The organism is Methylobacterium sp. E-065, from assembly GCF_022829605.1.
In the GTDB taxonomy this organism is placed as follows: Bacteria; Pseudomonadota; Alphaproteobacteria; order Rhizobiales; family Beijerinckiaceae; genus Methylobacterium.
Map to the genome: position 1 here is coordinate 1 of NZ_JAKSYD010000172.1, position 10,049 is coordinate 10,049.

General features: G+C 65.6%; 7 protein-coding genes. 4 read left to right on the plus strand and 3 right to left on the minus strand.

Annotated features, from left to right (window positions below):
- Window positions 1-1,675 precede the first annotated feature (1,675 nt).
- Together MKK84_RS21645 and MKK84_RS21650 are read right to left on the minus strand one after the other, a co-directional pair.
- Window positions 1,676-2,116 (minus strand): hypothetical protein, encoded by a 441-nt coding sequence (locus MKK84_RS21645; RefSeq protein WP_243923472.1) that lies wholly within the window; start codon window positions 2,114-2,116, stop codon window positions 1,676-1,678.
- Window positions 2,117-2,355: 239 nt separating this feature from the next.
- Entirely contained in the window at window positions 2,356-2,781 is a 426-nt protein-coding gene (locus MKK84_RS21650) for a hypothetical protein (RefSeq protein WP_243923474.1), read from the minus strand.
- A 17-nt stretch (window positions 2,782-2,798) separates the two neighbouring features.
- On the opposite strand from MKK84_RS21650, the gene MKK84_RS21655 reads away from it, so the two are divergent.
- Window positions 2,799-3,053 (plus strand): hypothetical protein, encoded by a 255-nt coding sequence (locus MKK84_RS21655; RefSeq protein WP_243923476.1) that lies wholly within the window; start codon window positions 2,799-2,801, stop codon window positions 3,051-3,053.
- A gap of 256 nt (window positions 3,054-3,309) precedes the next feature.
- Here the strand turns inward: MKK84_RS21655 and MKK84_RS21660 are convergent, their stop codons facing one another.
- Entirely contained in the window at window positions 3,310-4,026 is a 717-nt protein-coding gene (locus MKK84_RS21660; RefSeq protein ID WP_243923478.1) for a hypothetical protein, read from the minus strand.
- 710 nt (window positions 4,027-4,736) lie between these two features.
- Here MKK84_RS21660 and MKK84_RS21665 point away from each other — a divergent pair.
- The 3 genes from MKK84_RS21665 (at window position 4,737) to MKK84_RS21675 (ending at window position 9,666) form a co-directional block, all read left to right on the plus strand.
- The gene (locus MKK84_RS21665) at window positions 4,737-7,421 is read left to right on the plus strand and encodes an MHYT domain-containing protein (RefSeq protein ID WP_243923480.1); all 2,685 of its coding nucleotides are present in this window, start codon (window positions 4,737-4,739) and stop codon (window positions 7,419-7,421) included.
- Between the two features lie 382 nt (window positions 7,422-7,803).
- The gene (locus MKK84_RS21670) at window positions 7,804-8,751 is read left to right on the plus strand and encodes a helix-turn-helix domain-containing protein (protein ID WP_243923482.1); all 948 of its coding nucleotides are present in this window, start codon (window positions 7,804-7,806) and stop codon (window positions 8,749-8,751) included.
- A 636-nt stretch (window positions 8,752-9,387) separates the two neighbouring features.
- A complete protein-coding gene (locus MKK84_RS21675) occupies window positions 9,388-9,666 on the plus strand; it encodes a hypothetical protein (protein ID WP_243923483.1) in 279 nt (92 codons plus the stop codon).
- Window positions 9,667-10,049: the final 383 nt, after the last annotated feature.

Genomic DNA, 10,049 nt, shown 5'->3' on the forward strand with positions numbered 1-10,049 from the left:
CGCGCGATGTGGGCCGCCGAGGGCGAGGCCGCCATCCGAACCGTCGTCGATACAGCACGCCTCACAGGCCACAGTCCCTTCGGCACCATCCTAAAGACCGTTGGCGCCTAAACACTGCAATTGCCGGGGTGAGTAATTACCTACCGGCCGCGGAAAATCTACTCTTGGAGACGATTGCAATGGTGGAAGACGACTCGACGGCGGGCGAGTACCTGCACGCCTTTACGCTTTATTAGGATCCGAAAGAGTGCAAAGACGCGAGCGCCGATGCGCGCAAGGCCTACACTGATGCGCTGAAGGCCAAGGGCTTCCGGCCGAACGCTACCGGCACCTCCGGCAAGCGGGTGCACCTGCCCAAGGCCACCATGGTCGGGATCTTTCGAAATGAAGCGGCTGCCATAGCCGCGGTGCAAGACGCCGAGACCGCGGCGGAGGCCGCCGGCCCGGGCAAGTTCTTCCGCGAGAGCGCGGTTCTAACGTCCTACCGCCGCCTGCGGCTTGTCGGTCCCCCCGTCGCGAAGGCCACCGCTACGGCGAAGCCTGTGACCCCCGCGAGGCCGACGCGAACCGGTGGGATCCTGGCCGAGATCCTGGACCAAAGGAAGCCGAAGCGCGGGTAACCAAATGCTCAACCTCGCCGTACGGCCGACCGATTTTTGCCCACAGCCCTTCAAATTTGGCTCGGGAGCAGTTGCACCGTTCAGGGCCCCACCGAGGCAGCAATCGAGGCCCTGATCGCCGTCAGCGGTGGAATTTGCCGGCTTGTCGAGCATTCTCATCCCGCAGTTCGACCCGCATCGTGGCAAGGGCCGCGCCCACCCCCGGTCGATTGCGTCTTGCGTAGGGTCCGGCCATCGGTCGACGCGCGTGGCCAGAATGCTGTCGGCTTCGCGGTGCGGCCGCTCGTGGTCCGACAGCACAAACGCGTCGACGGTCTCGGCGAGGTCAACCATCGTGGTCGCTCTGCGCTCGAATCGGCGCGGCGTCGGACCGGCCGGCCCCGACTTACTGTCCCGCGGCCTCGGCGCGGGCAGTCTCAGCCGCGCTCTTGATGCCCCAGCCGATCTCGCCGGCCGTGATGGCGGGGCAGTGCCGGGTGCAGGCCAACCGCCGCGCACCAGGCTCGCGGAATTGCCGCCGCGCGGCGTCAGCTGAAAGGCCGCGATGACTGAGGCGCGATTGGCGATCTTGGCCAGGCCGCCCGGGCTGATGCCTTGCGCTCGGCCAAGCACGCGTTGAGAGGATCCCAGCTATCGGGACTCCGTAGGCGCAACGCCTTCGCCCTGAGGTGCCGAGCCCCAACAATCGGCCTGCCCGCCGGCGACCGAGTTGCGATCCAACCGGTCCAGATTCCGAAGTTCTCCGGATGATAGCCGCGCGTTCGAACGCTCTCCCGCAGTTCCAGAGCGCTGCGTCCCGCGCAGTGCCTCCGCGTGTTTCGAGAGCCATGATGCCCGGGACTGGTGACACACCATGCGCCGCACCGGGACAGCCTGCCTGTGATTGGGCGTGGAATAAGGGGTCTGGCGCAATTTCGATGCTGATCGGCGCATCATGAGCCAATCAGCATCGAATTTGCGCCAGACCCAAAGTTGCACGCCGAGACACACTTGGTTTCCCGCGTCGGACGGGGCGCAAGATAAAAGCGGGGGCACCAAGCCTCGTCTCCGGATCGCTACGTCCGGGTTGGGATCCCCCAGAGGGCGAGCGCTGCTTCGGCGTCCGCGATCCCGCGCAGTACGCGCACCTCGAATCCCGCCGCCCGAAGCTGGGCGTGGATCTCACGTTGATAGCTTGGCACGGGTGCGCCGGGCGGCTTGATCTCGACGAACCAGCAAGCTGGTCCGGCCGGCTCCGGCCCGTAGACCGCAAGATCCGGCCAGCCCCTGACGGCGCCGAGGCGCTTCTCTCGGCCGCCCTGGACTCGACTGCGCGGGCGGTTGGGGGTGTGCTGGACGAGGTAGCGGGCCCCTAAGCGCAGACGCAGGATGTCAAGGACGCTTCGATGGACCGGCCCCTCGTTGTCCGCGGACGACTGGGATGCGGCCGCGGCGGGCAAGCGAGTCATAGGTGGCAGGCCGAGCGCGCGGTACTCGGCGGCGGACATGCGGATCACGGAGAGCTTCCCGGGCGATATGGGGTTAGGCAGCCCGTTCGCATGGCCTGGACGGCGTAAGGATTCCCTTTCCGTTCCCACTTACCTGCCGTGTCACTGTGCGCCTCATGGGGCTCATGAAGCGAGCCCTCAGCGAATGTCGTGCGCCTCCACCTGGATGGCTGGCGCCACTTGGGCCGCGGCCGGCGCCTCGACGACGTACAGGTCGCTCACGAGCGCGGTCCCTGACAATCAGGCACTCACACCGGCTGTAGCGACGGCGACGGGCTCGCCACCGCCAGCAGCGATCCCTGCACGGTCAGCCTACCGTCCCGCGTGAGCTCCTCGATTTGCGCTCCGATGACTTCACGCAGCTGAGCGCTCGTCGCTTTGAACCCCAGCATACGTGCGACCGCCGGCACGATCTCTTCGGCGCTCGCTCCGAAACTCCCTGTCACGACCTCTTGGATCGCTGCGCGCAGCTCGGTCGGCGGCAGCATATCCGGCCGCCGCAGGGTGCCGGATCCCGCCAAGCTGCGGTCGCGCACTGTGATCGACTGGCCCGTCAGCGCGAGGAATTGGCCGTCCCGCTCGATTCCCCAGCGTGCGCGGGCCACCTCGACGCCGCGCTCGACCGCCGCCTGGATGCGCGGACCGCTGCGCTGCAGGCCCCAGGCCTGGCGCACTCGAATGCGGAGCCACGATGATCGTGACGCGGGACAAGAAGCACTTCAACCGGCAGACCCTCGCCCCTTTCGGATTGGCGCCCATCGATCCGGACGACTTGCTGTGCGCGCGTCTCGATGAACTTCCCGAGGTCGTCGAGGAGGTCGTGGACCGCGCGCGCGTTGCCCTCAACAAGACAGAGCCCGACCTCGAAGCCTACCTGGATCTGCTGAACAAGACGGGGCTGAGCGCCTTCGTGGTACGCCTGCCCGGCAACGTGCCGAGCCCCTGAGGTCTGCCTCCCGCAAACCAACGGCGACATCCTTGGGCTTGTTCTCGCTTCGCAGTCGACCGGCTGCCTGAATATGATGCCTCGCGGTGGGTGAGGGGCAGTCGTTCCCGTTACGGTCGCGTGACTTGAACGTCACGTACCGGCCGTCGTCGACATGGGCGTCACGGAAGTCTTGGGCGGTCCGCGTCCATGCCTCGCCGTCCGCCCATCGAGGCGCGGGTCACGTATCGACCTGGATCGTTCTTGATCTTGGCCATCAGCCTGCGCGCCTACGAGGGAAGAGGCCGTAGCGTCCGTCATCGGGCTCGCCGGTGAAAAGCTGGACGTTCGCCAGGGCCAAAGCTTCCGCGGGCGGGTCGCTGTTCTTGACGATCAGGAACTGGCCGATCTCCGACAGGGCCGCCAAGTGGCCGTAGAACCGGCCTGCGACACCGCTGTCCTTGAGCGCCTGCTCGTCGGCGCTCAACTCGCCGTGCTTCGAACGTAGCGGCTCGCGGTAGGTCAGGAGCGGCGTGTCGAGAACCACGAACCCGGGATGTATGCGGCGTTGCTCCTGGCAGTAGACGAGAAGCGCGACCTTCATGGCCGCCTGCAGCAGAGCGCGCACGCCCTTGCCGTCGGCCGAGCGCTCCTTGCCCTTCAGCCGGATGTCCTGGGCCTCGTGATCGAAGCTGACGGTCGGCTTCCCGTGAAAGCCCCACGCCTCAAGCACGCCCTGTACTGACTGCGCGTAGGTATGGGCGGTCGGACCGTCCAGCCCTGCCGCGGCCTTCTCGTCCGGCTTGCGACGGGGGATCGGGATATCCAGCTGGGAACGCTCGACCGCCAGGCGCTCACGTCGGCGGTAGAGTTCCAGGAGGCGGCTCACGCGTGCCTGCTCGGTGTCGAAGCCCTCGTAACGGCGCCTGAAGTCGCGCTCGGCCGGGCGCGCCTCGTCGAGCGAGGCATTCAGGTCCGCAAGGTCGCTGACCAACGACCGTGTCGCCCACTACCGTGAACTCTAGCCTCATGTCTTCACCGATAATACTGCAGAACAGGTCGCCGAAGTGGATGCCGATGCGGATCGTGGGGAGGCTCCCGCCGAGTATCAAACACTCTCGCGTACCCGCTGCCGTCATTTGTCCGGGGGCGGGCTGAAGTTGTACCGATTGGCGGACGTCTGACCAGTTCGAGCGACGGTGGTGGCTTCGGCGGTTCGTGGCTGAATGCGCCGCGGTTCTTTCTCTTGTCGGCCTCTATGCCGTGCGTCCTTCCGAGCGCGGCTGCTTCCGCAAGAAGTGCTCGAGGGCACGGTCTGGCCCATGCCGAAAAATCGGCACTGAACCACTGCGTTCAACCCCCATTACGGGCGTGACCGTTTCCCAGGCTGCGGCAACTCGTCCAATAAAGCCACAGCCTTAGGAACGGATGCGCCGGAGAGGGCTTTGCTGCAGACCTTTGCGGAAGCGGAGCCGCTCCCAGCCCCGATGGCTCCCATTGGCTGACCGATAGGGCGTCATCGAATGGGACGCGCATTTGCGACGACAGAGCATCCTAAGCGCGTGTGCTGCGTTGGCGATGGCGTCTGCACCATACCGGCAAAAGCTTGAGCGGACGCATCAAGATGTCTGTAGACGTTTCCAACGCGCGTCCGCTCGGCGAGACGCCCGAGGACGGCCCTGGGCCGTGTGTGTAAGTCCGCTCATGATCGACACCGGTTATAACCCGCTCTTCGTCGCCCTCTCGATCGCCATCGCGATCTTCGCCGCCTACACTGCCCTCGACCTTGCCGCGCGGGTGCCGGGGAGAGCCGGACCACGCTGGGCCTGGGTTGGCGGCGCGGCCCTCGCCATGGGTGGGGGCATCTGGGCGATGCACTTCGTCGGCATGCTCGCCTTCGAGATGGGCATGCCTGCTGCCTACGACCTCGGCCTCACACTCCTCTCGCTCGCCCTCGCCGTCGGCGTGACCGGCGCCGCTTTCGCCTGGGTCGTCGTACAGGGCGTCGGAGCGCGTGCGTTAGCCGTCGCCGGACCGTTGATGGGCCTCGGTGTGGCGGGGATGCACTACGTCGGCATGGCGGCGATGCGCATGCCGGGCAATCTCGTCTACGACCCGGCCGTCGTCGGCCTATCCGTGGCGATCGCTGTCTTGGCTGCTACGGCCGCGCTCTGGCTGGCATTCCGCCGCAGCCGTCCCTGGCAGAAGCTGGCCGCCGCCTGCATTATGGGGCTGGCGGTGGCTGGTATGCACTACACCGGCATGGCCGCGGCGACCTTCACCGCCGAGGGGGCCGGCGCCCATGCAGCGCACACCGTGGCACTTAGCGACAACCAGCAGAACCTCGCTCTCGCCGTCGCCGCGGCGACGTTCCTGATCCTGCTCCTTGGCATGCTGGCCGCATCACTTGATCAGCGCCGGGTGCAGCGGCGCCTACACCGCAGCGAGGAGCGCTTCCGTGTCGCCGTGCAGGCCGTCAAAGGGGTGATGTGGGTCACCGGCGCCCACGGGGCGTTCGAGGAGGATCAGCCCGCCTGGGCCGCCCTGACCGGACAGACTTTCGTCGAGATGCGTGGGGACGGTTGGACCCACGCCATTCACCCCGACGACGTGCTGGAAACTGCGGCGGCTTGGGCGGAGGCAGTGCGGACAGGCGTGCCCTACGCGGTGGAGCATCGCGTGCGCGTCGCCAATGGAACTTGGCGGTACTTCCTCGCCCGCGCGATGCCGGTGCGCGACGAGGGCGGGGCGGTACGCGAGTGGGTGGGTGTGCACGAGGATACAACGGAACACCGTGCGCACGAGGTGGCGCTGCGCGATGCGCGCGACGCGGCCGAAGAGGCACGAGCCGCCGCCGAGGCCGCCAACCGTGCCAAGAGTGAGTTCCTGGCCAATATGAGCCACGAGCTGCGCACACCGCTCTCGGCTATCATTGGCTACGCGGAGATGCTGATCGAAGAGGTCGAGGACGGCGCCGAGGCGGATGCGATCGCCAGTGACATCGGTAAGATCGAGGGCAACGCGCGCCATCTGTTGGGCCTCATCAATGACGTGCTCGACCTGTCCAAGATCGAGAGCGGCAAGATGGAGGTGTACGCCGAGACCTTCGCAGTCGAACCGATGCTGCGTGATCTAGTGGCCACCGTCGCCGGCTTGGTGGCCAAGAAGGGGAACGCCCTCACGCTTGAACTCGCGACCGACATTGGCGACATGCACTCGGATTTGACGAAGACCCGCCAGATCCTTCTCAACTTCCTATCAAATGCTGCCAAGTTCACCGAGGGCGGGCAGATCCGCCTCTCGTGCTGCCGGGAGGACATTCAACCGGGGAGCGAGCGGCTGGTCTTCGCCGTATCGGATACCGGCATTGGCATGACGGACGAGCAGACAACGCGCCTGTTTCAGCGCTTCGAGCAGGCGGACAGCTCGACAACACGCAGGTTCGGTGGGACGGGGCTCGGGCTGGCGCTGACGCGAGCCTTCTCCGAAATGCTGGGCGGCACCGTATCTGTCGCCAGCCGCAGCGGTGCGGGCTCGACCTTCACGCTGGCCCTGCCTGCGACCTACGTCAGGCCCGTAGATAGCCGAGGTGAGCTGCAGCCGACCGAGGTCGTGGATGACGCGGGAGATGCGGGGACGGGGGGAGAGCTAATCCTCGTGATCGACGACGACGCAGCCCAACGCGAACTCATGACGCGCTTTCTCCGCCGCGAGGGTTTCCGGGTGCGGGTCGCCGCCGACGGTCAGGCCGGGCTGGACCTCACCCGTCGGCTCCGGCCTCGCGCCATTCTGCTCGACGTGATGATGCCCGGCGTGGACGGCTGGTCGGTGCTCAGCCAGATCAAGGCCGACCCAGCGCTGTGCGCGATCCCCGTGGTGATGGTGACTGCGTTGGACCAGCGCAATTTAGCGGCCTCGCTCGGTGCGGCCGATTACATGTTGAAGCCAGTGGAGTGGACACGATTCAGAGGTGTTATGGATCGCTACCGGTCCTCTGGAACGAATATCCGCGGTGCCGTCCTGATTGTCGAGGACGATCCCGTCGCGCGGCTGTCGATGCGGCAGAGCCTCGAAGATGACGGGTGGAGCGTGGTGGAGGCCAAGGACGGCGAGCAGGCCCTTCGCATTGCGGCGGCCACTCCGCCCCATGTCGCCGTGCTGGACCTGAATATGCCAGTCATGGACGGCTTCACCTTTCTCAGGATGTTCCGCGAGTTGCCTGGCTGCGCTGTAGTGCCCGTCATGGTGCTGACGGGACGGACGCTGTCAGCGCAGGACCGTTTGGCGCTGCGTGGAGCGAGCCAAGTCCTGAATGCTGGCAATCTCAGCTCAGGCGATTTGGTCGAGCGTCTGCGGTTGCTGACCTTGCCCACGCCGGAGGGCGCTTGAGCCATATATTGCGCTGGGACTGATCTGCGATAGACCGCTTCAAACCCCGTCGTTGTTCCCCGTTGCGGCGGACCGCCGCCGAAGCGGACCAGTCGCTTTCGGCGAAATACGTCCACCACGGATGATCCTCCGGGCGTCGGGAAGGGGTGGGTTTCTGCCGGTCTGCTTTCAGGCAGAAATGCACGAGAGCGGACATTGCAGCCGCGTACGCTCACGACCCTTCTCTGAAGTTCAGAAGGTCTGCTGGCGGGCAACTCCACCCAGCACGCAAGACATACGCCGACGAAAAATACCAGATTGGAAGTCTTGCTATCTCGTAAATAGACATACCTTGCAGACCCAGCGAGTCTCGACCCCAAACGTCTGAGCCTGGGAGTATGGATTGACCGAGCGCCCCCGCGTCAAAACCCTGAGGCAGAGCACGGCCGAGGTCGAGTCCAAGCGAGCGTTCGAGTTCTGGCGCGACACGGCGCTGGCCATGTCTGGCGTCTCCACGGCCGGGTCCGACGAACGGCGGTCGTTCGCAGCTAGTCGCCTGGTTGCTGTCACAGACCATAGCACCTTGCTGCACACCGAGGGCCCGCGGGTCGATGTTGCGCGCTCGGCGCGCCATGTCCGCCAAGACGGGCGCGACACCATCACGATCGCTCTGGTTCTGCGCGGTACTCAGTACTTCGAACAAGGGACCCGCGGCGGGCGGATGGCTCCCGGCGACATCAGCGTCACCGACTCCGGACGCCCATTCCTGATTGGGGCCTACGAGGATTATGAGGAAATCCGTCTTAGCACGACGCGAGCGACCTTCAGGGCCCATGTCGGCGAGCCGGAAGCCTACACCGGGCGCCTGTTTGGCCACGGCCCACTCAATGTGCTGTTCGCGACCTACCTGCGGTCCTACGCGGCCTTAGTGCCCGACATGACGGAGGCCGAGGCCAGCATCGCGGTCGAGAGCACCCTCCACCTGTTCCGGGGTTTGGTGGGCGCCCCCACGGGCGACGTTTCTGCGGACGCGCTGCGGTCACTGGCCGCGGTGCACATCGAACGCAGCCTGCACGATCCGGGGTTCGGTCCCGACGCCCTGTACCGGGCGTTGTGTGTCTCCCGCAGCCGTCTGTACGCCGCCTTCGCCGACGGGGAGGGCGTGGCGGCGGCGATCCGCGACGCGCGCCTCGACCGAGCGCATCGCCAGTTGTCGGCGCCTGCACATGCTAGCGACAGCGTCACGGCCATCATGTATCGCTGCGGTTTCACCAACGCGTCGGGTTTCAGTACCGCCTTCCGTCGGCGCTTCGGCATCGCGCCACGCGATCTCAAAGCCTCGAACCCCTAAGGGCGGACGCTTTTCCGAAAACCGGGCGGCGACCAACCACGTCCAGGGCTGAGCCAGGACGCCGCGTCGCCGGGGAGGAGCGGTACCAGTCGCGCGAATGCAAAAAGGCTTCTTGACGACCGCGGTGGGCGCAAAGCTGGAAATCCGCTTACGGACACAAGGTCAACTTTCGCTTCCCACCCCGAGCTGAAGTTGCAGGACGCTTGACGAACATCCACTTCGGGGGAACGCCGACAGCGCTTCCGGCGGATCAGTTGGGCCGGACCCGAAATAGCGGCTTAAAGTGGAAAACAACATGACCTGGTCTAGGGCGGGAGCAGCAGCGCACGTTAGGGCGCACGCGATGACAATATTTAGGAACGACAAAGCCTCTCTTCATTCAGAAAATCGTTGACATTAATCTGAGGAAGACGATCATTACGATGCCTCGACGTTGTCGCCTTGGTCAGACCAGGAGGCACCACGTGCGCATCTCAGAAGCATCCAAAACTTTCTGTCTCACGATTCTGTGGTCGCGATTATGCCTCCGACCGATCGCGAACGGGAGTCCGACCGAGCGGGAACACCGACCACCCGGAGGCATTGTGGCCTGGAAGTTCACGACCCCACGGAAACCCGAACGGACAACAACCCGCAATGACGAAGAGAAATTTTCGGACGGTCGCCGTTGCAGCGATGGTGGTGGGCCTCGGGATGGCGTCGCCTGCATTCGCCCAGTCCGCAGCCAGTCGAATCGACCAGCCCACCCCGGGGACCTTGCCGTCGGGCATGTCGCAAGACGGTGGCAACGATCGCGTCGCGCCGCCGAGCGCTATCCAGTCCTCCACCGACGTCATGCAGGGCGAAGCCGTGCAGGGTGACGGTGCGCCGTCGCGGACGAACCCGATCCAGCATCTCCCCAAGAACATGCGCTGACGCCGGTGCCGGCACCGTGAACCGGCGCGTCCGTCAGTCCCATGGCCGCTCCGGACGCGGATGACGTCGTGGCGGCCAACGCGATCCTGGCTGCAGCGGGAGCCGCCGAGGGGATCAAGGGACATCCGGCACCATGAGGTCCATGCAATCGGTCCCACGCCGCTTCCTTAACGCCGTCCGGCGTTCATTCCGGCAGTTCCTCGCCCTGCCGCTCGCCACCGTGCTCGGGTTCGTTGGCCTAAACTGTGATTAGGCGTGGAATAAGGACCCCGTTCTCGGGGTGATCGGCGTCCAAACGGGACCCCCAGGACAAGTCATCCACAATGCCTTCCGGCTCGAACGGGAGGCTTGCGCGGGATGTTGGTCGTGGAGACGGTCGCAAA